This window comes from Lysobacter terrae (assembly GCF_054782215.1).
Map to the genome: position 1 here is coordinate 77,824 of NZ_BAAGSX010000001.1, position 25,826 is coordinate 103,649.

Below are 25,826 nucleotides of genomic sequence, written 5' to 3' on the forward strand. Positions count from 1 at the left end.
TCATGCTCCTGTCGCGGGGGAGGGAATGTTGTAGCGCCTTTCCCGTTATCGACGCATGGAGCGCGGCGGAATCGACAGTGCGAAGACCACCGTTCGTCAGTCAGCGTCGCCCGGATAGCTCGCCAGCGGCTGTAGGGCCGCAAGCGCGGCGGGCCACAGGCCGGCAGCGACCGCGCGCTTCTGCTCGGGCGTGAGCTGCTTGACCGCGTATTCGGCGCGGCTAGCGGCCGATCGATCGACGAAGGCGAAATGCGCCAGCAGCCGGCGCGGCGGCCGCGAGCGCGTGTAGCGCGCACCGCGACCGGCGAGGTGCAGGGCGTAGCGCCGCGCCACGTCGGTAGCGATGCCGGTGTAGATGCTGCCGTCGCGGCATTCGAGCAGGTAGAGGAACCAGGAACTCATGCCGCGCGATTCTGCCGTGTCGCGAGCCCTGTGAGCACTCCGCCTTCACAAAACCAAAGCGGTGGCGGGAGGAGCCTTGAGCGGCTGTCCGGCTGGGGCCGGGGAGGATTGCCGATGGCCAGGTCAGGGCGAACCGGAGCGTTTGCGGTCCTGCTGCTCGTGCTGAGCGCATGCGGTGGCGGCGGGGGAGGCGGGGGCAGCCGCATACCGGTGCCTATGAACAGGCCGCCGGTGTTTACCTCGGCGAGTGCGGCGACCGTGCCGGAGAACTCCGCGGGCGCGTTCTATACCGCGACGGCGACCGATCCCGACGGCAATGCGCTGACCTTCTCCATCGCCGGTGGCGTGGATCGCGACCAATTCCGTATCACCGCGGCGGGCCTGCTCTCGTTCGCGTCGCCGCCGGATTTCGAACAACCCGCGGACAGCAATCGCGACAACGTCTATCAGGTCGATCTTTCGGTGAGCGATGGGCGCGCGAGCGTCACCTTGGCACTGGCGGTGGCCGTCACCGACGTGACGGAAAGCAGCGTGTACCACGTGCGCCGCGTCGTCGCCGGACTCAACCAGCCGGCGTTCCTTGCGCCGGTGCCCGATGGCAGCGGACGCGTGTTCGTGACCGAACTCGCCGGCCGCATCCTGATCCTGACGCCGTCGACCGGCGCCGTCGCCGTTACGCCTTTCCTCGATCTGAGCGGTCAGCTGTCGACCGACGGCGAGCGCGGTCTGCTCGGCTTCGCCACCGCGCCGGATTTCGGCAGCAGCGGCACGTTCTACGTCTTCGTGACGATTCCCGGCGGCACGATCGAGGTTCGCCGCTATCGCACATTCGCCGGCGACCGCAACCGCGCCGATCCGGCGACGGGCGACGCGATCCTGCGTGTCGCCCATCCGCGCAACAACCACAACGGCGGCTGGATCGCCTTTGGCCCGGACAACCTGCTCTACATCGCGATAGGCGATGGCGGCGGCGGAGGCGATCCGGACAACAACGGCCAGAACACCAACACGCTGCTCGGCAAGATCCTGCGCGTCGATCCCTCGCGCGACGATTTCCCCACCGATGCGGCACGCGACTACGGCATTCCGTCGGCCAATCCGTTCGTGAGCGGCGGCGGTGCGCCGGAAGTATTCGCGTACGGCCTGCGCAATCCGTTCCGCAACAGCTTCGATCCGGCCACGGGCAATCTGTGGATCGGCGACGTGGGCCAGGACGCGGTGGAGGAAATCGACCTGCTGCGTCCCGGCGACGGCGGCGCCAATTTCGGCTGGCCGATCCTGGAAGGCACGGCGGTGTTTCGCGGCGGTTCTACCGCTGGACTGACGCCGCCCGTGGCCGAATATCTGCACGGCATAGGCACGCGCCAGGGCGATACGGTCATCGGTGGCTATGTGTATCGCGGGGGTATCCAGCAGCTGCGCGGGTTGTATCTGTTCGCCGACTTCATTAACCCGAATGTCTGGTCGATCCCGGTGTCCCAGGTCGCGCTCGGCACCACACTGCCTGCTTCCCAGTTCACCGTGCGCAATGCGGACTTCGTGCCGAACGTGGGCGCCTTCACCAATATCGCGAGCTTCGGCGTGGACGAGGCCGGGAATGTCTACCTGCTCGATCTGGACGGCGAGATCTTCGTGATCGAGCCGCTGCCTATGCCGGTGCCAATGGCAACGGCACGTGCGCTGGAGCGGATCGATCGGGAAGGCAGACGCGATCGGCGCTGATCGTAGAAGGTGATCGTCGCCGGTGACGACCCGGTTGCCATGGCCGTGGTGGAGGAACCACCATTACCGCAGGCAACCTTGGGTCGTACTGCATGATCGCTCCCGAACTCGACAACCCCTTCTGGAGTTCACTGTGCACGCGGCATCGCGAGATCGCGTTGCGCAACGGCGACGCCGCGCGCTATCCGGCCGAATACGCGCCGTTTCTGGGCATCGCGCACGCACAGGTGGATGTGGATCAGGCCGTAGCGCCGCTGGTCGCGCCCGGCGAGAGCGTCTATCTCATCGGCGTCGCGCCATCGGTGCCGGCGGGCTGGACGCTGGAGGCCTTCCGTCCGCTGGCGCAGATGGTCGCCACGCAGCGGCTTGAAGTGATCGATGGGCCCGGGATCATTCCGCTGGACGAATCGCACCGCAGCGACGTGCTGGCGTTGACCGCGCTGGTGTATCCGCACTATTTCCGTTCGCGCACCATGGACATGGGCCGCTACTTCGGCATCTATCAGGACGGTCGGCTCGCCGCGATCATCGGCGAGCGCCTCGGCACCGAGACCTACACCGAGATGAGCGCGATCTGCACGCATCCGGATTTTCTCGGCCGCGGTTACGCGCGCCGGCTGACCGCCATGCTCACCAACGACACGCTGGAGCGCGGCCGCATACCGTTCCTGCACGTGAGCCACGAGAACGCCCGTGCCAAGCAGCTGTACGAGCGGATCGGTTTCGCGCATCGCCGCGATGTCGGGTTCTGGTCGTTGACGCGATTACCGGGCTGATTCGCGCCGGCGCGTTACCGGTCCATGCTCAGTGGACGCCCGTCCACGCACGAATGAACGGCGCCAGCTGCGGCAGCAGATCGACCATGCCGTGCAGCGGCACGATCAGCCACAGCGAGCGCGTGCGCGCCCACAGCACGCCGAAGGCGATGCCGGCCGGCGCGATCATCACGATCGAGTAGGCGATGGCCCATGCCGGCGTGGCCTGCGCCACGCCTTCCATCAGATGGCCGCCGCGCAGCCATAGCCCCGGTGCGTGGGCCAGGCCGAACAGCAGGGACGCCCAGGCTACGGCCGCCACTTGCGAGCCCGTGGCGATCGCGAGCTTTTCCTGCAGCACGCGACGGAACAGCACTTCCTCGCACAGGCCGGCTTCGATGGTCTGCCACAGGAAGCACGCGGGAATCGCCCAGGCCAGCGTAATTGCCGACGGCGCCAGCTCGCGCAGCGTGATCGGGCCGCGGCCGAACACCGATTGCATGGCGAGATAGGCCAGCGACATCACCACGAAGACCAGCAACAGGCGCTTCGCCGGCAGCGTCGCGCGGGCATTCAAGCGGAAGCCGAGGAACAAGGCGGCCGGCAGCGCCACCATCGTCACCAGCTTCACCACGACCTGCACGATCGATTGCGCCGGCTCGTCCGGGAAAGTCGTGTTGATCGCGCTGAAGCCCCAGCCCAGCACCGCCAGGGCGAACACCGCCAGGTAGCCCAGCACGCGCGGCAGCTGATGCGCCTCGGGCAGCGGCGTCGGCGCGCGTTGCGGCTTCAGCGTGCTGACCCAGGCCAGCAGGGGGAACACGACGCCGAGCATCGCGAACAGGAACAGGGGTTCGACCAGGCTGAAGTCCGCGGTATGGGACAGGACGAACAGCGAGGCGGCGTAGGCCGCGGCGGCGACGGACAGCGCCACGAGGGCGGCGCGGCGGGGGGAGGAGGGACTGACGTTCATGCGGCGAGCATGCCTGCCGGCCGCAGCGGGCGCCTAACCCGTTGGTCGCCCAACGATCGGAACAGGCAACGGTAGAAGCAGCTCGCTGCGCTCGCTTCCCCTCACCCGCCCTTCGGGCACCCTCTCCCCGTAAGCGGGGAGAGGGACAGGTTCCGTACGCAGCCGTCTGGACGCTGCGGCGGGTAGCCGGCAGACTCGCCGGGCCCTGTTCCCCTGGAAGGACCCGCTCGATGGAGAAATGGATTCTGCTCGGCATGGCGCCGGTGTTCCTGGCGCTGATCGCGCTGGAGGCGTGGTACTGGCACAAGCGGCGACCGGGCATGTACAGCGGCATCGATACGCTGTCCAACGCCGCGCTCGCACTGATGCATCAGGCCGCCGATGCGGTGTCCTGGCTGGTGGTGATCGGTCTGTACTACGCGGTGTACCGCCACCGTCTGTTCGACTTGCCCGCGTCGGCGTGGACTATCGCCGCGCTGTTTCTGGCGCAGGACTTCTTCTACTACGGGTTCCATCGCGCCAGCCATCGCATCCGCTGGATGTGGGCCTCGCACGTCACCCATCACTCGTCCGAACGCCTCAACCTGTCGACCGCGTTCCGCCAGAGCCTCACCTATCCGATTTCCGGCATGTGGCTGTTCTGGCTGCCGCTGGCGTGGCTGGGCTTCGCGCCTGCGCACATCGTCGCCGTGGTCGCGATCAATCTCGGCTTCCAGTTCTTCGTGCACACGCAGGCTGTGGGTCGCCTGGGCTGGCTGGAGCACGTCTTCAACACGCCCTCGCACCATCGCGTGCATCACGCGCGCAATGCGAAGTACATCGACCGCAACTACGCCGGCGTGCTGATCGTGTGGGACAAGCTGTTCGGCAGCTTCGTCGAAGAGGATCCGGCAGTGCCGTGCGAGTACGGCATCGTCGGCCAGATCCACAGCCACAATCCGCTCCGGCTCACCTTCCACGAGTGGATTGCGATGTTCCGCGATGCGGCGCGCGCCAAAGGCTGGCGCGCGGCGGGCAAGCAATTGTTCGGGCCGCCGGAGCGGTCGCTGTCGCACGATCGCGCCGCGTAGGGCGGCCCGAAGCGGCGCGTCAGTTGCGAACCTTGCCTGCAGCGGGCGAGACGGTGCGCAGATAGGCCCACACGGCGCGCAGCTCGGTTTCGGACATGTGGTCGTAGACCGGCCACGGCATCAGCGGATCGACCGCGGTGCCGTCGGGACGGCGGCCGGTGTGCATCAGATGCAGGAAGTCCGTTTCCTTCCACGCGCCCAGGCCGTTCGCGTGCGGCGTGAGATTGGCCGACTTCGGACTGCCGGGGACCAGCATGATGCCGCCAGCCAGATCCGCGCCGTGGCAACCGCTGCACGATTGCGCGATGTAGCGCCCGTATTCGGGCGTGACGGCCATCGGCGGCGCTTGGCGCGGGCGCGGCGCGTGATCGATGCGTTCGGCGGAAAACAGCGGCACCTTGCCCAGCGTATACAGCACGCGGCCCAAGGGGCGGACGAGATTGGTGCCGGGCTGGTTGTCGCTGGCCGGCAGCGAGCGCATGTAGGCGATCAACGCACCGACATCGCGATCGTCCAGATCGGCGAATTCGCCTGAGGGCATGATCAGCAACGGCGTGCCGTCGGGACGGATGCCGTGGCGGATGGCGGCCGCGAGCGCATCGTCGCCGTAAGCCGGATTGCGCAGGCTGCGCGACAGATTCGGCGGCACGATCCGGCCGAGCACGGGATCGTCGATCAGCACGCGCCCGGCGCCCTGCGGGCCATGGCAATCGCCACAGCCGCGGGTGTCGAACAGGTGCTTGCCGCGCGCGAGGGCCTCGGCGTTCGCTTCGACGTGCAGCGGCGGATCGTTGACCGCGTAGGTGCGCGACATCGCCTTGCCGGTCACCGCCCAGGACACGGCGAACAAGGCCGCCACGGCCACCAACACGATCGCCAGCCCCATGGCCGACCACTTCACTACCCGCCGCATATCGCTTGTTCCTCACTAGGCCCAGCTCCCTTCAACGCGAGGCGAAGGAGATTCAGGCCATCGCGGTCCGGGGGGAGCGCGGGAGGCGGGTTCAGGGCTGTCGCCCGGCGCGGGGACGCAGCAGTCAGCGAACCTTCGCGCGCTGCCCCTGCAGCCACCACAGCCGTCCGGCACCGCTGGCCGCGATCGCGGCGAAAGCGGCTTCGTAGCGCGCGTCGTAGAAATTTTCCTCGGGGCTCTCGCTGTCGAGGATGCCCAGCAGGACTTCGTCGTGCTCGATCGGCACCGCCAGTTCGGACACGCACAGTTCGTCGCCTTCGACGAAGTGCGGGTCGTTGCGGGTAGCGCCGATGAGTTGGATCTTGAGCGTGCGCGCGCAATGACCGGCGATGCCCTGGCCGACGGGAACGCGCAGGCGCGACTCGGGAAGATGCTCGATGCCGCGCAGCGAACCCCACGCGGCCGTCTGCAACAGCACGTCGCCGTCGGCGGGGAGGTACACGACGCAATCGGCCAGATTCAGCTCGCGCCCCGTGAATTCGCACAGCACCCAGGCCACCTCGGTCGGCGTCGTGGCCTGCTGGAGTTGTTCGTCCAGGCGTGGCAGCAGGACATCGCGGCGGTCGAGAAAGCGGGTGACGGCATCCACTGCATTGGATCTCCGGGGCGCTGGAGGCCGAAGGGTAAACCAGTTTTCCGGCACCTCGGCGCGCATGGCGCGGGTGGCCCCCCACACCGAAGATCCGTCGGCGTCGCGTTATGAGGACGCGTACACCGAGTTTCAGTGGGCCGCCACGACCTCGATCTCGACATCGCCCAGGCGCACGCGCTGCCCCGCATGGATCTTGCAGGTCTTGCGCAGTTCCACCGCCCCGTCCACCCGGACCGCGCCGCTGGCGACGAGCTGCTTGCCGGCCCCGCCGCTGTCGCACAGCCCGGTGAGTTTGAGCAGCTGATTGAGTTCGACGTGGTCGCGATCGAGTTCGAAGGTGATGCGTTGCATGCTGGTGCCTGAACGAAGTTGGCGGCAGGGTCTCAGCCGGGACTCAGGTCCGCAAGTGGACTGTGACGGGGAGCGCACTTGCGGCGAGACCATACGCCAGCGTCGTTTGCGGTGGCCCGGCCGCGCCCCGACAATGGGTGCGTCCGTCGGGAGAATGCCTTGAACACCGCTGTATCGCACGCCGCCACTGCTGCACCGCCCACCAACCTGCGCAAGCTCTGCGCGCAGTTCACCACCCCCCACCTCGGCCGCGCTGTCTGGCAGCTGATCAACACGCTGCTCCCCTTCGCCGCCCTGTGGGTGCTGATGGCGTGGAGCGTGGTCGGCGAATGGGGCTACGGCTGGACGCTGTTGCTGGCGATCCCGGCCGCGGGCTTGTACGTGCGCACCTTCATCATCCAGCACGACTGCGGGCACGGTTCCTTCTTCGCCAGCTCCAGCGCGAACGACATGGTCGGCCGCGTGCTCGGCGTGGTCACGCTGTTCCCGTACGGCTACTGGAAGAAGACGCACGCGATCCATCACGGCACCTCGGGCAACCTCGACCGCCGCGAAATGGGCGACATCGAAACCCTGACCGTGGCCGAATACCGCTCGCGCTCGTGGCTCGGCCGCTTCGGCTATCGCCTCTACCGCAGCACGCCGGTGTTGTTGGGCGTGGGGCCGCTGTATCAGTTCGTGCTCAAGCACCGCTTCCCGTTCGACCTTCCTTTCACCTGGAAGAAGGAATGGGCGAGCGTGCTGCTCAACAATCTCGTCCTGCTGGTCGCCGGTGGCCTGCTGGCCTGGTGGCTCGGCTGGCACACGGTGCTGATGGTGCATCTGCCGATCGTGCTGATCGCCGGTGCCGCGGGCGTGTGGCTGTTCTATGTGCAGCACACCTTCGAAGACACGTACTGGACGCGCAAGGACGAATGGGATTCCAGCCAGGCGGCGATCGCCGGCAGCTCCTTTTACGACCTGCCGCGCGTCGTGCATTGGTTCACCGGCAACATCGGCTATCACCACATCCATCACCTGGCCAGCCGCATTCCCAACTACCGCCTGCGCGAAGCGTTCGAATCCAGCCCGCTGCTGCAGGCCGCGCCGCGCATCACGCTGTGGACCAGCCTGAAGAGCGCAAGGCTGAAGCTGTGGTGCGAAGAGACCCGGCGCATGGTCGGGTTTTCCCAGGCGCGTGCCGCCTGACATAGCCGGCAGTGGATGAAACGAAAAGCGGGCGAAAGCCCGCTTTTCTTTTTTGCGGCCCGGGACGCGAGTAACGCGCCTTTAGCGGATCGGCAGGCGGATGCGGCGGCCGTGCCAGGACAGCATCACGCCGTCGGTCTGGATCGCCTCGACTACAGCGTCGCCGACGCGATCGCCTTCGTTGACGCGCGTGCCGTCGATGATGACGAAGCGATCGGCCGCAACGGGTGCCCACATGTGCATGCTCAGCTTGAGCGCGGGGAGTTGCTGACGGTCTTCGGACGACAGATCGGCAAGCCGCAAGGGGACGTCGGGGCTGCTGAACACCGAAGCGGCCGCGGGTGGTTCCGGCAACTTCGCGGTGGCAACCGGACGTGGCGCTGCGGGTTCGCTCGCGGGTGGTGGAGGCGGCAGTGCGGAAGCCGGCAACGACGCCGTCGCGTGCGCGGGTTCCGCAGACGCCGACGCCGCAACGGTGGGCGAGGGCGAAGCGCGATGCGGCGGCGGCGTGGCGGGCGGCCGCAGCGGCAGCGTCGTCGCTGCAGCATCGGATGGTGATGGACGCGCGGAAGGTGCAGCCCGCGCGGTCGTCGCGACTGCTTGCGTGGCCGGTTCGGCCTGGGAAACGGGACGCAGCCACCACAGCACCAGCAACACGGTAATGACGGCGGCGATTCCCAGCACCGCCCACGCACGCCGATCCTGCGTCGTCGCGCGGGTGGAGGGCGCAACGGGTGCGACGTCGGTCAGCAGATCCGGCGTCTGCCCGCGGCGGCGCTCGGCTTCGGATTTGCGCAGGGCTTCGAGGATCAGTGACATGGGATCGGCGCCATGGTTACTCCAGCCCCTTCAACAGTCGCGGCCCTTCGTCGTCGCGCGAGGCCAGCGCCATCAGGGTTTCCGGGCCGATCACGCCATCGCTGACCAGGCCGCGATCCGCCTGGAAGCGACGCACGGCTGCCTGCATGTCTGCGTCCATCCGCGCGACGGCATCGACGGGCAGGTAGCGCGTCGTCAGGTGATCGCGAATCCACGCCAGCGACGGCGCATCCTCGGCGAGCGGAAGCGTAACGTCGGCGGGACCCCGCCACAGGGCGGCGTAGTCGCCATTCCAGTAGCGGGCCAGGGCGAGACGATCGACGTCGAAGCTGTGCCCGTCGAGCGAGAGGCGCGCGCGGCGCGCGTCGGCTCCCAATAGCACCACCCAGGCTCCATGACCTTGATCGGCCAGATGCAGTAACACCGGCCGATCCTGCGCGACCAGACGGTCGAGTTCGCCGCGTGCGCGCAAACAGTACGCGTCGGCGGCGATCGCGAACGGACAACTCGCGGCGATGCCGATGCTCAGATTGTCCGTCGGCAATCGCCACTGCCCGAGCAGTTGCTTCCATGCGAGCGGAGAAGCCGGTGCGGCGCCGCCAATGCGCGCGGCCAGCGCGTCCGCGTCGAGCGTTTCGACTTGCGGCCGCCGCGACGCGACGGTGGTCGCAGCGGGTGCGGTATTGGCTGCGGAAGCGGAACGGCTCGCGGATTCAACCGGCGGCGCGCGCCATGCGTACACGCCGGCGATCAACAACAGCGCCGCCGCGCCGACGCCGGCCGGCAGCAGCCAGCGCCGCGAGGAACGCGCGCGCGGTGCCAACGCTTCCTTCGCCGCGCGATCGACGCTGCGCGCATCGATGCGGGTGTCGTCGTGCGCGTAGCCGCCGAGCAGCGCGCGCTCGGCGATGACATTGATCAAGCGCGGCACGCCGCCCGAATGCGCGTGGATGCGCTTGATCGCCGCCGCATCGAAGGGCAGGTGCAGGCCACCGGCCACGCGGAAACGGTGGCGCAGGTAGCCGGCGGTTTCGTTCGCATCCAGCGGCGTGAGGTGATAGCGCGCGGTGATGCGCTGGGCGAGCTGGCGCAGGTCCGGACGCGCGAGCATGTCGCGCAACTCCGGTTGGCCGAGCAGGATGATCTGCAACAGTTTCTGCGTGTCGGTTTCGAGGTTGGTGAGCAGCCGCACCTGTTCGAGCGCGTCCACCGACAGGTTCTGTGCTTCGTCGACGATCAGCACCACGCGCAGGCCCTGCGCGTAGGCCTCGAGCAGATAGGCGTTGAGCGTGTCGGTCAGCGCCTTCACGCTGCCGCGCTTGCCCTCGATGGGCAGGTGCAGCTCCTCGCAGATGGTTTCCAGCAGTTCGACCGGCGACAGGCGCGGGTTGAGCACCAGGGCGACGCGCGTGGGCACGCTGTTTTCGAGCTGCGGGATCTGTTCCAGCAGCAGACGGCTCAACGTGGTCTTGCCGGTGCCCACCTCGCCGGTGAGCTGAACGAAACCGCCGCCGCCGCCCTGGCCGATGCCGAACAGCAGGTGCGCGAGCGCGTCCCGGTGGCGCTCGCTGAGGAAGACGAAGCGCGGGTCCGGCGTGATCGAGAACGGCGGTTCTTTCAGGCCGTAGTGCTCGAGATACATGACGGGATCGCAGGCGGGCTTAGGCCCGCCATTAGCTGCCACCTGCTGGGGCGGGTCAAGCCCGCTCGCTAATGATTCCCTCTCCCCGCTTGCGGGGAGAGGGTGCCCGCAGGGCGGGTGAGGGGGGCGAGCGTAGCGAGCTGCTGTTGCTCTTGATCTTCGCTGAGGCGTCACAGAGCAAGCTCGCTGCGCTCGCTCCCCCTCATCTGCCCTAGCGGGCATCTTCTCCCCGCAAGCGGGGAGAAGAGGTGTCCGCCGCAAGCGGATCGAACCCTGCTCTACGCTTTTGCCTTCAAGAACGCCCGCGCCGCATTGCGCCCGCAGGCGCCGCTGATGCCGCCACCGCCGTGCCCGCCGCTGCCGCACAGGTGCAGGCCGTCCACCGGCGTGCGGTGATCGGACCAGCCCGGCAGCGGGCGCATGAAGAACATCTGGTCGAGGATCAGCTGACCGTGATTGGGGTCGCCTTCGGTGAGCCCGAACATCCTTTCGAGATCGACCGGCGTCAACGAACGGGTCTGCCGGATCGATCCCTTCAACGCCGGGAAATGGGCGGACAGCGTATCGATCGCACGCTGCTCGATCGTCGCGCGCGCGCTGTCCCAATCCTGCTGGCGCAATTTGTACGGCGCGAACTGGAAATGGATGGAGACCACGTCGCCCGCCGTCGTCGCTTCCAGATACGGCTGTGCGGAGATCTCGCCGTACTTGGCCGCATCAAAGGCGCGTTCCAGATACTTGAGGGTCGGTGCCACCGCGAGAGTACCCGCGGGCAGGCCATGGCTGCCGTCGGTGAGCAGATGCACTTTGGCGACGGCGCCGCGCATCTTGATCGAGCGCGTGTGCCAGACGAATTCCGGCGGCAGCTCCGGCGCACCCACCAGGTCGAGCAGGGTATGGCGCGGGTCGGCCGCGGAAAATACCGCGGGCGCGCTGATTTCCTGGCCGTTGTCGAGCACCACGCCGGTCGCGCGCTGCTTGTCGACGACGATGCGCTGCACGCCCGCATTCATGCGCAGCTCGCCGCCATGCGCGGCCAGCGCCGCGACCAGTGCGTCGGCAATATGGGCGCCGGGACGATGGGCGAGGCCGCCGCGATTGAGCCAGTTGTGCATCAGCGTGTAGCCGGTGCCGGCGGACATCGAACCCAGCGTGTGCCCGTGAATGCCGACCGCGGCGATGGCGGCCTTGAGCTCCTCGGACTCGAACCACTCCTCGGTGAATTCCACAGTCGACATCGACATCGAGCGGATCACCCGGAACATGTCGCGCCCGCCGAGCCGGCGCAGCGTCCACGCGAGCTTGGCCAGCGGCCAGCCTTCGGCCAGGCCGACATGCGGCAGGCGCGGCATCGGCGTGCGATAGGCCGCATCGAGGAAGGCGGCGGCGCGATCCATGAAGGCGACGAACTCCGGCCACTTCGCCGCATCGGTTTGCGAGAACTGGCGGATCGATTCCAGCGTCGCCTTGTCGCCCGGCGCCGTGGACAACTGCAAGCGTCGGCCTTCCGGCAACAGGGAAATGTACGCGGGCGCAGCGGCGGTGGTCGCGGCCAGGCCGTGCCGTGCAAGGCCCAGGTCGCTCACGATGTCGGGACGCAGCTGCGCGCCGGCATGCAGCGGTTCGAAGCGGGAACCGTCGTCGAACGCGCGTTGCGCGAGCTGCCCGCCGGCGCGTTCCAGCCGGTCGAGTACCAGTACTTTCTTGCCGGCCTTGGCCAGATAGGTCGCAGCCACCAGGCCGTTGTGTCCGGCACCGACGACGATGACGTCGTAATTGGATTTGCTCATGGATGTCACTTCCAGTCCTTCAACACTTCCTGCGCCGCCAGCTTGCCGGCCGCGCCCATCACACCACCACCCGGATGCGCGCCGGATGCGCCGAAGTAGTAGCCCGGCAGCGGTGTGCGGAAGTCGGCCCACTGCGGCGCGGGCCGCAGGAAGAACAGCTGATGCAACAACAGCTCGCCGTGGAAGATGTTGCCGCCGGTGATGCCGGCGATGTTCTCGATGTCCTTCGGCGTGATCACCTGCTTGCCGACGATCGCGCGGCGGATGTTCGGCGCGTAGCGTTCGATGGTGGAGATGACGGTCTCGCCGAACGCATCGCGCTTGGCGTCGTCCCAGCCGCCTTCGATGTCGTAGGGCGCGTACTGTACGAAGCAGGACATCACGTGGTGGCCTGGCGGCGCCATGTCGCGGTCGATCATCGACGGGATGATCATGTCGATGTACGGGTTCTTGGCGAACTGGCCGTACTTGGCTTCGTCATAGGCGCGCTCGATGTACTCCATGCTCGGGCTGATCGAGATCGCGCCGCGGTGCATCGGACCTTCGCCCGGCAGGCAGGTGAAGTCGGGAAGTTCGCTAAGCGCGATGTTGACCTTGCCCGAGGAGCCGCGCACGCGGAAGTTGCGGATCTGCTGCACGAATTCGCCGGGCAGATGCTTCTCCTCGACGAACTGCAGGAAGCTGCGCTTGGGATCGGCCGCGGAAATCACGACCTTGGCCTGCAACTCATCGCCGTTCTGCAGCACCACGCCCGCGGCGCGGCCGCCCTTGACGATGACCTGCTGCACCGAGGCATTGGTGCGGATGTCGACGCCGAGCGCACGCGCGGAACTGGCGATCGCCTGGGTCACGCCGCCGTTGCCGTTCTTGCAGAAGCCCCAGGCGCGGAACGAGCCGTCGATCTCGCCCATGTAGTGATGCAGCAGCACGTAGGCGGTGCCGGGCGAATACGGGCCGAGGAAGGTGCCGATGATGCCGCTCGCGGACTTGGTGCCTTTGAGCGGATCGAATTCGAACCAGTCGTTGAGCAGGTCGCCCGCCGATTGCGTGAGCAGCTTGGAGATCTGATAGAGCTCCTTCTCCGACAGGCTCTTGCCGTACTGGCCGAGCTTGAGCAGTCCCTTGAGGTCGCGCAGGCTCAGCGAGGATGGATCCGGCGGCACCAGGCCGAGAATCGGCTTGATCGCCTTGGCGGCGCGCGCCATCACCCGGCCATATTCGTCCGAGGCTTCGGCGTCGCGCGGCGAATGCCGGTACAGCTCCTTGCGGGTCAGGTCATGGTCGTCCCACCCGGCCAGATAGTCGCCGTTGTCGAGCGGCGTGACCGTGCTGGGCAGCGGCAGGATCTTCAGGCCGTGCCGGGGCAGTTCGAGGTCGCGGATGATCTCGGGCCGCAGCAGGCTCACCACGTAGGAGAACTGGCTGAAGCGATAGCCGGGGAACGGTTCGGACGTGACGGCGGCGCCGCCGACGACTTCGCGGCGTTCGAGCACGGCGACTTTCTTGCCGGCGCGGGCGAGGTACGCCGCGGCGATCAGGCCGTTGTGGCCGGCGCCGATGACGACGGCGTCGTATTGGTTGGAGGTCATAAGGTTTTGCTCTTGCTGAAGAATCCGAGAGTGGTGTGCGTCACTTCTTCTTCCACTCCGGCTCATAGAACGGCAGCTTCACCACCTTGCCCGGCGCGTGCAGCCGCTTGTGTTCGACGGTGACTTCCAGCGACAGGCGCGTGCCCGGCTCGTAGTACGGACGCTGCAGGTGCACCAGCGCGATGTATTTCTTCAGCACCGGCGACCAGGTGCTGGTGGAGGCGTAGCCGACCTGCTTGCCCTCGTGCATGACCGGAAGACTCGCGCGTACCGCCATCGCCGGCACCTGCGGCGGCAGGCCGACCGGCGAGAACAGCGCTTCCATGCCTTCCCAGTCCACTTCGAAACCCACCAGCTTCCACGCCGATCCTTCGCGATGCTCGCGTTCGAGTGCACGACGGCCGACGAAATAGCCCGGCTTGTCGAGCGCGACCGCCCAGTCCAGTCCCATCTCCAGCGGCGAGGACTTCTGCCCTTCGATCCAGGCGTGATTGGCGGCGGTGTAGTCGACGTCGATCATGAACAGTCCGGCTTCGACGCGCGCCATGTCCATCGCCAGGATGCCGCAGGGCACGATGCCGTAGTCGTGGCCCGCCTTCATCAGCGCGTCCCACACGTGCAGCGCGTCCGCGGCGTCCATCCAGATCTCGTAGCCCAGATCGCCGGTGTAGCCGGTGCGCGAAATCGTCACCGGCTTGCCGGCCAGCTTGTTCTGCACGACGCGGAAGTACTTGAGCTTGTCCAGCGTCTTGTCGCAGACCAGGTTCAGCACGGTGCGCGACTTCGGGCCCTGCAGGCTCAGTGCGGCGACCTGCTCGGTCACCTCGGTGATGGTGACGTCCATGCCGACGGCATTCATCGTCAGCCAGCGCAACGAGGGCTCGGCCGAGGTCATGCGGAACAGGTTCTCGCCCAGGCGCGAAATCGTGCCGTCGTCGAGCAGCTTGCCCTCGTCGTCGCACCAGCCGGTGTAGCCGACCTGGCCCACCGCCATCTTGTGCACGTCGCGCGGAGTGAGCTTGTGCAACAGCCGCGCCGCGTCGGGACCCTCGATCATGTACTTCATCAGCGGCGAGACGTCGATCATCGCGACGGCGTCGCGGATCGCCCAGTACTCGCGGTCGAGATGCAGATCGTAAGAGCCGAGCACGATGTGCCCGGCCCAGCGGCGCCAGTTCTGCGGCACGCTCAGTTTCGAGGTGCGCTCGTGGAAAGGGGTGTGCTTGAGTTCGAACATGCGGACGCTTCGAGGTGGTTATTCGGGTGAGGTCATTTCGCAGGAGCTGACGCGGTGCGCGCGCACCGTCGGCGCGATCACGCTGAAGTCGCCGGCCAGCGCGTGCAGGTACCAGTCGAGGAAGCGCTTGGGCGTGTCTTCGAATTCCGGATGCTGCGGGCCGGGCTCGAAGAACTGCGAATTCACCCCGGCGGCGTTGAGCGTCATGATCCGCTTGTCTTCCAGCGTGGTGACGTGCCACAGCCAGACCAGCTCGTCGCGGTCGTAGTCGACGCCTTCGCGCGCGTCGCCATTGACGAACCAGACGATCTCCATGTCCGTCTTGTTAATGCCCAGCGGCACGTAGCGGAACAAGATGCAATGGTCCGGGTAGTTGAGCATGTAGGTCAGCGGGCCGAACTGGTAATCGCCCGCGCCGCCGTCGAAGCCCTTGAAGTCGCCCATCAGAGGAGCCAGGGGCTCGCCGTTGCGGCTGCCGGTCTTGTAGCTGTCGAACAGCGCGTAGCGGCTGGTGTACACGCAGGAGCCGAAGCCCGGCGCCTCACGGAACATTCGATAGAAGGCTTTTTCGATATTCGGAATGCCGGTTTCCTTCTCCGCCCGCGCCCACATCGCACGGTTGATCGGCGCGGCGACTTGCTCGCGCTCCTTGAAGGTGTGGATCTTGGAGTACGCGCGGTGCGCGGTGTCGCAGTGGTAGCACTCCAGGTAGTTGCCCAGCGCGATCTTCCAGTTGGCGTCGACCGAATAGGTTTCGCGGTGCGCGATCTTGGCCTTGTCCAGGTGGTAGGGCGCCATCTGCGCGTCGACTTCCTTCAGGCACTCGTTGAAGTCGTAGGCGTCCGGGTCGAAGTTGATGAAGATCAGGCCGAAGCGTACGGCCACGCGCGCCTGCCTGAGGCCGTGGTCTTCGCGGCGGAACTCCGGCATCGCCTCCATGTGGCGGGCGGCGCGCAGGCTGCCGTCGGCGCCGTAGACCCAGCCGTGGTACGGGCAGACGAAGGTCTTGCAGTGGCCGGAACTCGTCTCGCACACGCGCGAGCCGCGATGCCGGCAGGAATTGATCAGCGCGCGGATGGTGTCGTCTTCGCCGCGCACCACGATCACCGATTCCTCGGCGATCTCGTACAGGAAGTAGTCGCCCTTCCCGGGGATCTGGCTGACATGGCCCGCGTACAGCCAGCTCTTGAAGAAGATCGTGTCCAGCTCGCGCTGGTAGGTCACCGCGGAGCGGTAGAAGTAGCGTGGCAGGCCGGCGTCGGGCTGCTGCAACTGCGCGTTCACCGCGCGCTGCAGTTGCTGCTGGCTGTCCTCCACGTCGGGAACGAAAGCGGTCATGCGTCGGGTCCGGTCAGGCGGTCGAGTGCTGGGTGCGCGTCGGTGCGAACCCTGCTTCCACGGCTTCGATCTTAGTCGCTCAGGCGCGTCCGGCGGCGAGCGTACGCCAGCGCATGAGGACGTACAGCGGTATGCCCGCCGCGGCCAGCAGCAGGCCGAGCTGGAACGGCTCGCGGCCCAGGCCGATGAAGGCGAACACCACGTAGCCCGCGCCCAGCAGCCCCACGGCCAGCATGCCGCGCGCCGCGCTGCGGCCGCCGCGATGCCACAGCACCGCCAGCGCCAGCGAGCAGCACAGGTACAGCGGCAGGTTCGCCGCGGTCACCACCTTGCTGAGGAAGGTGAAGCCTTCGACCAGCGATTTGCTGTAGCTCATCAGCACCATCGCCGAGGCGAATATGCCGGTCACCAGCAAGGCCAGCGCCGGCGCGCCGCGGCGGTTGTTGCGCGACAGCACCGCGGGCATCACCCCATTCAGTGCCATGGTGCGGGTGAGTTCGCCCACCAGCAGGGTCCAGCCATTGAGCGCGCCCAGGCCGCTGACCACGACGAAGAGCGCGAGCCAGCGCCCGAAGCCGGCGCCCAGGTGGCGATCCATCACCATCGCGAACGGCGCGCTGGCGCTGGCCAGTTCCTGTTGCGGGATCAGCAGCATCGGCACGGTGGAGACGATGATGTAGACGACGGCGGTGAGAATCGTGCCCGCCATGGTCGCGCGCGGAATGGTGCGCGAGGGATCTTCCACGCGACCGGCAGGCACCGTGGCCGATTCCAGGCCGAGCATGGCGAACAGCGCGATGGTGGACGCCGCCATCACGTCGCCCAGGTGCACCGGCGTCGTGGGCAGATGTTCGGTGTAGGTTGCGGGCGAGGTCAGCAGCAGCCACACGCCGAGCGCGGCGACGGCGAACATCGGCAGCAGCTTCAGCGCGGTGGTCACGACCTGCACGCGACCGCCGGTGCGCACACCGAGCATGTTGATGATCGCGAACAGCCACAGCAGGCCGAGCGCCATGATCGCCGGCTGTACGCCGGACAGCGCCGGGAACACCGCATCGAGATAGCCGACCACGCCGGTGGCGAGGGCCGCGTTGGTGATCCACAGCGACACCCAATAGCACCAGATCGACAGGAACGCGGGGATGTCGCCGAGCGTGTGCCGGATATAGCCGTAGGGGCCGTCGGCCTGCGGCAGTTCCCGCGGCAGGCGTGCGAATACGCGCGCCAGCACCAGGCAGCCCAGCACCGTGACCAGCCAGCCCAGGGTCGCGTTGAACCCATACGGCGCCAGCGAGGCCGGCAACAGGAAGATGCCCATGCCGATGGTGTTGCCCACCACCAGCGCCGTGCACATCCAGAAGCCGAGCTTGCGCTGCGGATCGTGTCCGCGCGAGGTATCGCCGGCCTGGTCTTGCCCTTGCTGCATGTCGCTCCCCTGTCGCTGCCGCACCGAGTGGTTATCGCCCATCATTACCGCACTGGGCAATGTCCGCACAAACCAGCGTCCCGTTCTTGATGACCGCCTGGACGCGGCGCAGCACCTCGATGTCGGTCAGCGGGTCGCCCTGGACCGCGATCAGGTCGGCCGCTTTGCCCGCGGCGATCGAACCGAGTTGGTCGGCACGCCCCAGCAGGCGCGCCGGGTTGATCGTCGCGGACTGGATCGCCTGCATCGGGGTCAGCCCGTAACGCACCATGTAGGCGAACTGGTGCGCGTTGTCGCCGTGCGGATAGACGCCGCTGTCGGTGCCATAGGCGATGTTGAGGCCGGCCTTGGCCGCCTTGCGGAAACCCGCGCGCTGGACGTCGGTGGTTTCCAGGTTCTTGCGCAGCTTTTCGGCCGACCAATGCTCCTGGCGACCGACGGTATCGATGTAGTCGCCGTTGTAGATGTCGGCCACCAGCCAGGTGCCGTGCTGCTTCATCAGCTTGATGCCTTCGTCGTCGAGATAGGACGCGTGCTCGATCGAACGCACGCCGGCGCGCACCGCGCGCTTGATGCCTTCCGCGCCGTGGGCGTGAGCGGCAACGAAGCTGCCGCGCTTGCCGGCTTCCTCGACGGCGGCGCGGATCTCCGCTTCGCTGTATTCGGACTGGCCCGGTTCGGTGCCGTCGGTGAGCACGGCGCCGGTCGCGATGACCTTGATGAAATCGGCGCCGTGGTCGAACAGGTAGTTCACCTTCTGCCGCACTTCGTTTTCGCCCTTGGCGACGCCACGGCGGAACTCGTCCGGCACTACCGTGCCCGCGGGCAGCCCGGTGATCTCGCCACCGCCGCCCGGCACGGTGATGTAGGCGCCGGCGACGAACATGCGCGGCCCCGGCACGTAACCGGCGTTGATCGCGTCGCGCAGGGCCACGTCGGCGAAACCGCGATAGACGCCGACGTCGCGTACGGTGGTGAAGCCGGCGAACAAGGTGTCGCGCGCGTTCTTCGCGCCGATGAAGGCGTCGCGCACCGGCGTGCTTTTCAACGGCCCGGCCGGATCGGCGGACTGGCCCTCGTCGGCGATATGCGTGTGCATGTCCATCAGTCCGGGCAGCACTGTGTAGCGCGACCAGTCGACCAGCGTCGCGTCGCGCGCCGCGTCGGCTGACCACGGTGCGATCGAGACGATGCGTTCGCCTTCGATGCGCACGGCCTGGTCTGTAAGCACCTTTCCGTGGTCCACGTCGACCAGGTGGCCGGCGTGGACTAGGACGGTGCCGGCGTGGGTCGCACCGGCGAACAGAGTCAGAGCGAAGGCGAGCGGGGCGAGTCGGGTCATGGCGATCCTGTCGGAGTGGCTGCAGTAGCGGTAGTCAACGCTGGCGGGAACAACACTTCATGCGGATTGCTTAGGGGCTGAACGTTGTTTTGGTATCGAGAACCCCCTGTTCGCTTTTTCAGTACTTGATGTCCACTTCTCAGTTGTAGCTTCGCTCTAGCGGCTGAGCGCCGCGATCGACCGCACGCTTCGGAGAAGAGCAGAATGAGCAAAGGAAAACTAGACGCGCAAGCCAAATCGGCGTTGAAGCAAGCAGAATTCCGGGACTTCATCGACAACGGGTACAAGTGGATGCGCAACTGGCCCGCGTTTCTTCGCTGGTTACTTATCCTTCCCGCTGCGCTGCTTTTGGCAGCGTCAGTCAGATCTATTGAAGGTGTAATGGTCGACCATGCGCTCCAATTACCTGACAGCGGAATCGGCTGGAGATGTATTGGAGCGAACTTCGTCGTCCAAATTTGTGTCACGTTCGTGTTCATTGCAACAGCTGCCGGAACCGCACCAAACTACCGGAAATGGGTGGCAGCGATTGCGTTTACTATGGTATTTGGATTGCAAATCCTTATTGATGTGCAGGTGGCTTCCGACAAGGTGGCAATGCCTAACGGTTGGCTGGATTGCATTGCCACGGGATTAGGAACCCTGCTGGGCGGTATGTGGATCTTGTGGGAATATTGGCGGGCAGCGAGCAAAGTTACTTCAGCCGCTATTGCCTGATGCATCAGATTCATGGCGCGTTCTTCGGCTTCAGGAACGGGTATTCAAGAGCACTTGGCCGTGTCGTGATCAGGTTCAATGCGTCTGGCCGTGCGGGACGTAGCGGTTATACCGCTTGAGCAAGCGCACCAGCGCTGCATGGTCGATAGCCTTGGCGTAGCGACCGCCTTCGCCGCGCATGTCGCGCGCGGCGATCATGGCGTTGACGATGGCTTCTTCGGTCGCTTGCACGGTGGTCTGGAAAAGGCCGTCGAGATGATCGTTGCCGATGAACTCCGCCTGGCCCAGTGCCGGCCCATTGGCGACGTCGGCGTTGGCGGTGGAGAAGGCGATGAAGAGATCGCCCGAGCCGTTGCCGGCGTAGCTGCCCATGCGTGCCAGGCCCATACCCGCGCGCTTGGCGACCCGCTTCAACTGGTGCGGCAGCAGTGGCGCGTCGGTGGCGATTACGATCACGATCGATCCGGTATCGCCGGTGATGGCCGCATCGGTGTAGACGCGATCGTTGCGCAGGTGCTGGCCGACGGGCACGCCGGCGATGCGCAGGGTGTCGCGCACGCCGTAGTTCGCCTGCACCAGCACGCCGATGATGTAGTCGCGACCGTCCTGTTGCAGGCGGCGCGAGGCCGTACCGATGCCGCACTTGAATTCGTGACAGACCATGCCGGTGCCGCCGCCGACGTTGCCTTCGGCGACGGGGCCGCTCTTCGCGTCGCGTAGGGCCTGCGCGACATGCTCCGGCCGCACGTGGAAGCCGTTGATGTCGTTGAGGTGGCCGTCCCAGGTCTCGGCGACGATGGGCAACGACCACCAGTAGCCGCTGGCATCGGCGCCGCCGGCCTTGATGCGTTCGGCGATCACCGCGTCGCGCACGACGCCGACGCTGTGGGTATTGGTCAGCATCACCGGGCCTTCGAGCTGGCCGGATTCGTCGAGCCAGGCGGTGCCGGTCATCTCGCCGTTGCCGTTGAGCGCGAACCAGCCACCGAATACCCACTTGTCCAGACTGTCGCGGCCACGCGGCAGGATCGCGGTGACGCCGGTGCGCACCTTGTGTCCGTCGGGCTGGTCCTCGATCAGCGTCACCTGGCCGACGCTGACGCCGGCGACATCCGTGATCGCATCGAGCGGGCCTGGCGTGCCCTCGAACGGCACGCCCAGATCGCGTGCGCGTTCGGCCGCCGTCGCATTCGCACACAACAGCAACAAGAGGGCGGCGCTGCGCATCGGCTTCATGGGGCGTCCTTCGTCGCTTTGAGAAACCGGTCGTACCAGCGCAGGTTCCGCTGCATCCGGTCGCGCAGGTAACTCGGCACGGTCAGCTGGTGGTTCTCCCCGGGATACAGGACCAGCTGCGTCGGCACGTCGCGCGAACGCAGCGCCTGGTACATCTGCTCGGCGCCGAGGCAGGGCACGTTGAAGTCGGCCTGCGCGCACTGGAACAGGGTCGGCGTCGCGATGCGGTCCGCGTGCAGGAAGGGCCAGCTCGCGCGGTCGTACTGCTCGCGGTTGTTCCAGGGCGCGCCGAGTTCGAGTGTGTATTCGCGGACGTACTGGTCGTGCCCGTACATCGCGTACATGTTGGACGCGCCCGCGCCGCTGATCGCCGCCTGGAAGCGCGCGTCGCGCGCGATCACCGCGTTGGTCAGGATGGCGCCATAGCTCCAGCCGCCGATCCCGAGGCGTTGCGGATCGGCGACGCCGCTCGTCACGGCGAAGTCGACGCCCGCCAGCACGTCCTGCACGTCGAGCCGGCCCCAGTCGGCGTAGATGGCCTTGGCGAAATCGAAACCGCGACCGGAACTGCCGCGTGGATTCACCGCCAGCACCGCGTAGCCGTGGGCCGCATACACCTGCCAATCGACCATGAACTCATGGCTGAACTGATACACCGGGCCGCCGTGCACGCGCAGGATGGTTGGATAGCGCTGGCCCGGGCGGTAGTCGACGGGCTTGATCAGTAGCCCTTCTAGCTGCGTGCCGTCGGCGCTGCGGAAGGCGATGTCCTCGGCGGCCGCGAGCGTGCGCCCCGCGAGGAATTCATTGTGGTCGGCGAGCACGCGCAGGTTCGTGTCCTCGATCGCCGCGATGCGGTAGGGACGTAGATCGCCTTCACCCAGTACGACGATGCGATCGGGCGCGCCGCGCGAATGGGCGACGTCGAGGTCGTAATCGAAGCGCGGTCCGTGGGTGAGTTCGGTCACCGCGCCGTTCGCCAGATCGATGCGCGCGAGATGGGTGACGCGACTTTGTTCGACCAGCGCATAGATGCTCTGGCCGTCGGCCGACCAGTGCGGCTTGTAGAAGCAGCGGTCGATCGGTGCGGGCACGGTTTCGCGGCCGGTGGCGACATCGACCACGGCGAGCTGCCAGGGCGTGTAGTAGATCCACTTGTCCTCGCCGCTGCGCAGATAGGCGATGCGGGTGCTGTCCGGACTCCAGGCGGGACGCGTTTCCCAATACGGATCCAGGTCGGAACCAGTGAACGTGGTGAGCTGGCGCTCGGCCGCGCCGGCATGCGGTTCGACCAGGTAGATGTCGTAGTTGAGATGGCGATCCGGATCGGCACCGCGCTTGGTCACATAGGCGATGTGCTTGCCGTCGGGAGACCACGCGGGCAGCAGTTCGTCGTGCGCGCCGGAAGTGATCTGCTCGGCCTTGCCGTTCGTGATGTCGACCACGTACAGGTGCGTGCGCCGCGCATCGAGATAGCCGGTGCCGTCTTCCTTGAACTGATAGCGTTCGGTGACGATCGGCGGCGGGTTCTTCGGCTTGGGCGTGCCGGCGGGACGCTCCGGGTCGCGCACAATCACGGCGATGCGCGTGCCGTCGGGCGCCCAGACGTAGTCCTCGACGCCGCTGGCGAAGGCGGTGATGCGTCGAGCCGCGCCACCGCCTGCGGGCATCAGCCAGATCTGGCTGAGTGTCTCTTCTTCGTCATCGCCCTCTTTTCCAGGCTCCGCCTTGTGCGGTGCGGGCGCATCGGACAGAAAGGCGATCGAGCGCCCATCGGGCGACCATTGCGGCCGCGACTCGCTGTGCTTGGGCGTGTGCGTCAGCTGCAGGCGACGCGCGCCGTCGTAACCGACGCGCCACAGGTCGGTCTGGGCGAGGTCTTCCTTCGCGTTGACGGTGCTGACGCTATAGACCAGCGCAGTGCCGTCGGGCGAAAGATTCGGTTCGGCGACATCGGCGAGGCGCGCCATGTCGTCGATGCCGAAGCGCACAGGCTCCGCCGCGCCGGCGGGCGTTGCGAGCAGCAGGGCGGTGATGCAAAGCCATCGCTTGGCCGTGGTCGCCATCGCCTTACTTCTCCTCGGCTTTGCGCTGGAAGATGGCGCGCGCTTCGCGCAGGTAGGCGAGTGTGTCGCGCTTCTCCTGCGCGGTGTTGTAATCGTCGCGCGCATCGGCGGCCGCTATCAGGCGGTCGATCCAGGCGGCGAAGTAGGTCGCATCGCCGTGTGCCGGCGGCGCGCCGCCCGGCAGATCGACCCATACCGGATTCGTCGTCGCGTAGGGGTACAAGTCGAGCACCTGCGGATCGGCGCCGTCGTTCCATGCACGCAGCAGGATCCAGCCGCCTTCGCCGATGTCGAGCTCGCCAGTCGCATCGAAACGGCGACGGTCACCGGAGAGGTCGAAGCGCTGGAGCACGTGGCCGTTCTGCACCAGTTCCAGATGATCCACCGCGACCGGCGAGCGCAAGGCGACCTGATAGCGTTGCTTGCCTTTACCCGCCATCGCCAACGTGTCGCCGGGCTTGCTTCCACCCAACAGCAGTCCCAGCAAGGGGCCATTGCTCACGAAGGCGTGCCCGGCTTTGAGCGGCGCGAGAATCCTCGCCGCATCGGACGCCGTGTCCGCACTGGCATCGCCCAGATCCACGAACACGCGATTCATGCCGACCGGCCCGCGCAGCGAAGCGTAGTTCGCCATCGCATCGGTGCCCGCGCCCGCGGCGAGGCGATAGCCGAGGTTGAGCAGGCGATACCACACCTCCGCCGTCGCCTTGTGGTCGGCGAAGCCCACGATTTCCAGATAGTCGACCTTGCCGTGCGCCACGTCGGCCGGCAGCTGGTGCGTGAGCACGGGGTCTTTCGCCGGATCGGGGACCGTATCGAAGGGATGCACGTAGCCGACCAGCCCTCCCTGCGCGTGCGCGAGGTCGGCGATCACGCCGTTGTGTGGCCATGGGCTGGCGAGCGCGGTATGGCGGTAAGCGGCGAAGTCGGGCGTGATCAGGTGATCGCGCAATCCCAGCAGGCCCAGGTGTCCCCAGAAGCTGGTATGGAATTCCTGCGCATGCGCGATGTTGCCCGGCGCGCCGGGACTGTGGTCCGCGCCGAAATAGGCGACGTCGGGAATGCGCTCTTCCTTGTTGACGATGAGGTTCTCGACCACGTCGAGATCTTCTGCGCGCGCCTGCCAGGCGAGGTGCTGCGGGTCGTTGCGATAGTGCCCGCCGTAGTTCATATGCACATGCAGGTCGGCGCTGACCCAGCGGCCGAATTCCGGCGGCAGCGTCTGCGGCAGCAGGGCGACGCGAATCTGTTGCGGACGACCGGGCACCGCCTGCACGTTCTGGCGCCAGATCGCATGGGCGAAGCCGTGTTGCACGGTGATATCGGTTGCGCCGGCCGGCACGTCCACCACGCATACGGCGACGCAATGGAAGTAGTGCGTCTCCGTAGCTTGCGTGTCGCGGTCGAAGCCATCGTCGGCATGCATCCACGACGACGCGGTTGCGTACGCGCGCCCGTCGCTGCCGCGTACGCTCACGCGAGCGGGCGTAGGCTGCCCATGACCATCGGTGATGGTGAGCTCGATGCGTGCCGTTGGCTGGAGCGTGCGTCGCCGCTTCGCATTCATGACGTGGCGCGCGCCGCCGATCACGTCGATCACTTCCAGGGACGTGTTGCCACTGGCTTCGCCGTTTCCGATGTACGCGATGCGCTGTCCGTCGGGCGACCAGCGCGCGTTGCGGCGTTCGCTGTCGCCGAAGGTGAGCGGCAGCGGCGCCACTCCCTGCAGCGTGCTCAGCCATAGCTGGTGCGTCTGCCGGCCGTGATAGCTGCTGAAGAGCAGGCGCCTGCCGTCCGGCGCGAGTTCGGGGCGTGCGCTCCAACTGGTCTCTTCGCTGAGGATCTTGCGCCGCTGCGACGGGTCGCGCAGCGACACGCTCCAGACGTCGCCGCTACCCCAAGCCACTTCCGTGTTGGCGACGTAGAGCAGGCTTTGCCCGTCGGGCGACCACGACGGATTGATCGCGTGATCGAAGGCCGCGTAGTAGTAGCGGTCGAGCGTGCTCTTGCGTTCGCCCAGCAACGGCCTCGCGTTGCGCAGGCCTTTGGCATCGATATCGGCGATGAACAGATTGAAATGGCCGGCCTTGGTTTCGCCCGCTTCCTGCGTCGATACCCAGGCGATCCGCGTTCCATCCGGCGACAGCCGCGGTTCGACATTGACCGCGCCGTTCGCGGTCAGCGCCTGCGTGCGACCGCTGGCCAGGTCGAGCCGCCACAGCTCCATCGCCTGGCCGTCGTGGCGGGTGAACACCACGCTGCGGCCGTCGCGGGCCACATCTGGCTGGTAGTCGTAGGCAGCCTTGGCGTGCGTCAGTTCGATGGCTTCGTCACCGTCGATGCGCTGACGCCAGAGCGAGCCGGCCATGCTGTAGACCAGCGCCTGTCCGTCGGGCATGAAGCTGGCCGATGAGGGGCCGGTGGTGAGCTGCGGCAGGTAGAGTTCGCGCCAGTAATAGCTGTGCGGCAAATCGACCTGCTTCAGAACCGGTTCCCGGCCCGCTGCGCGAAGTTCGCCGACACCTCCCAGGCCCAGCAGGCACGCGAGCGCAGCGCCGGAATACAGCGCGAGGGCTTGCCTGCGGCGATTCCGCATCC

Annotated in this window: 21 protein-coding genes; 5 read left to right on the plus strand and 16 right to left on the minus strand. The window is 66.8% G+C overall.

Annotation, left to right across the window (positions count from 1 at the left end; genetic code table 11):
- Nucleotides 1-96: 96 nt before the first annotated feature.
- Nucleotides 97-402, minus strand: a complete 306-nt coding sequence (locus tag ACYVJ8_RS00440) for a GIY-YIG nuclease family protein (RefSeq protein WP_460708707.1) — start codon at nt 400-402, stop codon at nt 97-99.
- A gap of 216 nt (nt 403-618) precedes the next feature.
- On the opposite strand from ACYVJ8_RS00440, the gene ACYVJ8_RS00445 reads away from it, so the two are divergent.
- Both ACYVJ8_RS00445 and ACYVJ8_RS00450 read left to right on the plus strand, forming a co-directional pair.
- Entirely contained in the window at nt 619-2,124 is a 1,506-nt protein-coding gene (locus ACYVJ8_RS00445) for a PQQ-dependent sugar dehydrogenase (protein ID WP_460708709.1), read from the plus strand.
- A 92-nt stretch (nt 2,125-2,216) separates the two neighbouring features.
- Entirely contained in the window at nt 2,217-2,900 is a 684-nt protein-coding gene (locus tag ACYVJ8_RS00450; RefSeq protein WP_460708711.1) for a GNAT family N-acetyltransferase, read from the plus strand.
- A 28-nt stretch (nt 2,901-2,928) separates the two neighbouring features.
- Here the strand turns inward: ACYVJ8_RS00450 and ACYVJ8_RS00455 are convergent, their stop codons facing one another.
- Nucleotides 2,929-3,852 (minus strand): CPBP family intramembrane glutamic endopeptidase, encoded by a 924-nt coding sequence (locus ACYVJ8_RS00455; RefSeq protein ID WP_460708713.1) that lies wholly within the window; start codon nt 3,850-3,852, stop codon nt 2,929-2,931.
- A 230-nt stretch (nt 3,853-4,082) separates the two neighbouring features.
- Here ACYVJ8_RS00455 and ACYVJ8_RS00460 point away from each other — a divergent pair, with 230 nt between their 5' ends.
- Nucleotides 4,083-4,922 (plus strand): sterol desaturase family protein, encoded by an 840-nt coding sequence (locus ACYVJ8_RS00460; protein ID WP_460708715.1) that lies wholly within the window; start codon nt 4,083-4,085, stop codon nt 4,920-4,922.
- A 19-nt stretch (nt 4,923-4,941) separates the two neighbouring features.
- On the opposite strand, the gene ACYVJ8_RS00465 is transcribed toward ACYVJ8_RS00460, so the two are convergent.
- From ACYVJ8_RS00465 to ACYVJ8_RS00475, 3 genes are all read right to left on the minus strand, one after another.
- A complete protein-coding gene (locus ACYVJ8_RS00465) occupies nt 4,942-5,835 on the minus strand; it encodes a c-type cytochrome (protein ID WP_460708717.1) in 894 nt (297 codons plus the stop codon).
- 124 nt (nt 5,836-5,959) lie between these two features.
- A complete protein-coding gene (locus ACYVJ8_RS00470) occupies nt 5,960-6,484 on the minus strand; it encodes a GAF domain-containing protein (protein ID WP_460708719.1) in 525 nt (174 codons plus the stop codon).
- Between the two features lie 132 nt (nt 6,485-6,616).
- Nucleotides 6,617-6,838 (minus strand): RNA-binding S4 domain-containing protein, encoded by a 222-nt coding sequence (locus ACYVJ8_RS00475; RefSeq protein WP_460708721.1) that lies wholly within the window; start codon nt 6,836-6,838, stop codon nt 6,617-6,619.
- A gap of 159 nt (nt 6,839-6,997) precedes the next feature.
- Between ACYVJ8_RS00475 and ACYVJ8_RS00480 the strand changes: the two genes are divergently transcribed.
- Nucleotides 6,998-8,026, plus strand: a complete 1,029-nt coding sequence (locus ACYVJ8_RS00480; RefSeq protein ID WP_460708723.1) for a fatty acid desaturase — start codon at nt 6,998-7,000, stop codon at nt 8,024-8,026.
- A gap of 81 nt (nt 8,027-8,107) precedes the next feature.
- On the opposite strand, the gene ACYVJ8_RS00485 is transcribed toward ACYVJ8_RS00480, so the two are convergent.
- From ACYVJ8_RS00485 to ACYVJ8_RS00520, 8 genes are all read right to left on the minus strand, one after another.
- Nucleotides 8,108-8,845: a general secretion pathway protein GspB gene (locus tag ACYVJ8_RS00485; protein ID WP_460708725.1), complete on the minus strand. Its 738-nt coding sequence runs from the start codon at nt 8,843-8,845 to the stop codon at nt 8,108-8,110.
- A gap of 16 nt (nt 8,846-8,861) precedes the next feature.
- A complete protein-coding gene (locus tag ACYVJ8_RS00490) occupies nt 8,862-10,487 on the minus strand; it encodes an AAA family ATPase (protein ID WP_460708727.1) in 1,626 nt (541 codons plus the stop codon).
- Nucleotides 10,488-10,765: 278 nt separating this feature from the next.
- Entirely contained in the window at nt 10,766-12,277 is a 1,512-nt protein-coding gene (locus tag ACYVJ8_RS00495) for a phytoene desaturase family protein (protein ID WP_460708729.1), read from the minus strand.
- Nucleotides 12,278-12,282: 5 nt separating this feature from the next.
- Nucleotides 12,283-13,866 (minus strand): phytoene desaturase family protein, encoded by a 1,584-nt coding sequence (locus ACYVJ8_RS00500; RefSeq protein ID WP_460708731.1) that lies wholly within the window; start codon nt 13,864-13,866, stop codon nt 12,283-12,285.
- 40 nt (nt 13,867-13,906) lie between these two features.
- On the minus strand, nt 13,907-15,103 hold the full coding sequence (locus tag ACYVJ8_RS00505) for an aminomethyltransferase family protein (protein ID WP_460708733.1): 1,197 nt from the start codon (nt 15,101-15,103) through the stop codon (nt 13,907-13,909).
- A gap of 18 nt (nt 15,104-15,121) precedes the next feature.
- Nucleotides 15,122-16,441, minus strand: a complete 1,320-nt coding sequence (locus ACYVJ8_RS00510) for an aromatic ring-hydroxylating oxygenase subunit alpha (protein ID WP_460708735.1) — start codon at nt 16,439-16,441, stop codon at nt 15,122-15,124.
- Between the two features lie 79 nt (nt 16,442-16,520).
- A complete protein-coding gene (locus ACYVJ8_RS00515; protein WP_460708737.1) occupies nt 16,521-17,867 on the minus strand; it encodes an amino acid permease in 1,347 nt (448 codons plus the stop codon).
- Between the two features lie 31 nt (nt 17,868-17,898).
- Nucleotides 17,899-19,209, minus strand: coding sequence for a Xaa-Pro dipeptidase (locus tag ACYVJ8_RS00520; RefSeq protein WP_460708739.1), 1,311 nt, complete (start codon nt 19,207-19,209; stop codon nt 17,899-17,901).
- 204 nt (nt 19,210-19,413) lie between these two features.
- Between ACYVJ8_RS00520 and ACYVJ8_RS00525 the strand changes: the two genes are divergently transcribed.
- A complete protein-coding gene (locus tag ACYVJ8_RS00525) occupies nt 19,414-19,926 on the plus strand; it encodes a hypothetical protein (protein ID WP_460708741.1) in 513 nt (170 codons plus the stop codon).
- 75 nt (nt 19,927-20,001) lie between these two features.
- Here the strand turns inward: ACYVJ8_RS00525 and ACYVJ8_RS00530 are convergent, their stop codons facing one another.
- Genes ACYVJ8_RS00530 through ACYVJ8_RS00540 form a run of 3 tightly spaced genes read right to left on the minus strand, consistent with a single transcriptional unit; the run spans nt 20,002 to nt 25,824 of the window.
- Entirely contained in the window at nt 20,002-21,162 is a 1,161-nt protein-coding gene (locus tag ACYVJ8_RS00530) for a DmpA family aminopeptidase (RefSeq protein WP_460708743.1), read from the minus strand.
- On the minus strand, nt 21,159-23,228 hold the full coding sequence (locus tag ACYVJ8_RS00535; RefSeq protein ID WP_460708745.1) for a S9 family peptidase: 2,070 nt from the start codon (nt 23,226-23,228) through the stop codon (nt 21,159-21,161). The genes ACYVJ8_RS00530 and ACYVJ8_RS00535 overlap by 4 nt, the downstream gene beginning before the upstream one ends.
- A 4-nt stretch (nt 23,229-23,232) precedes the next feature.
- Complete coding sequence (locus ACYVJ8_RS00540) at nt 23,233-25,824, minus strand: CehA/McbA family metallohydrolase (protein ID WP_460708747.1); 2,592 nt, start codon at nt 25,822-25,824, stop codon at nt 23,233-23,235.
- Nucleotides 25,825-25,826 lie beyond the last annotated feature (2 nt).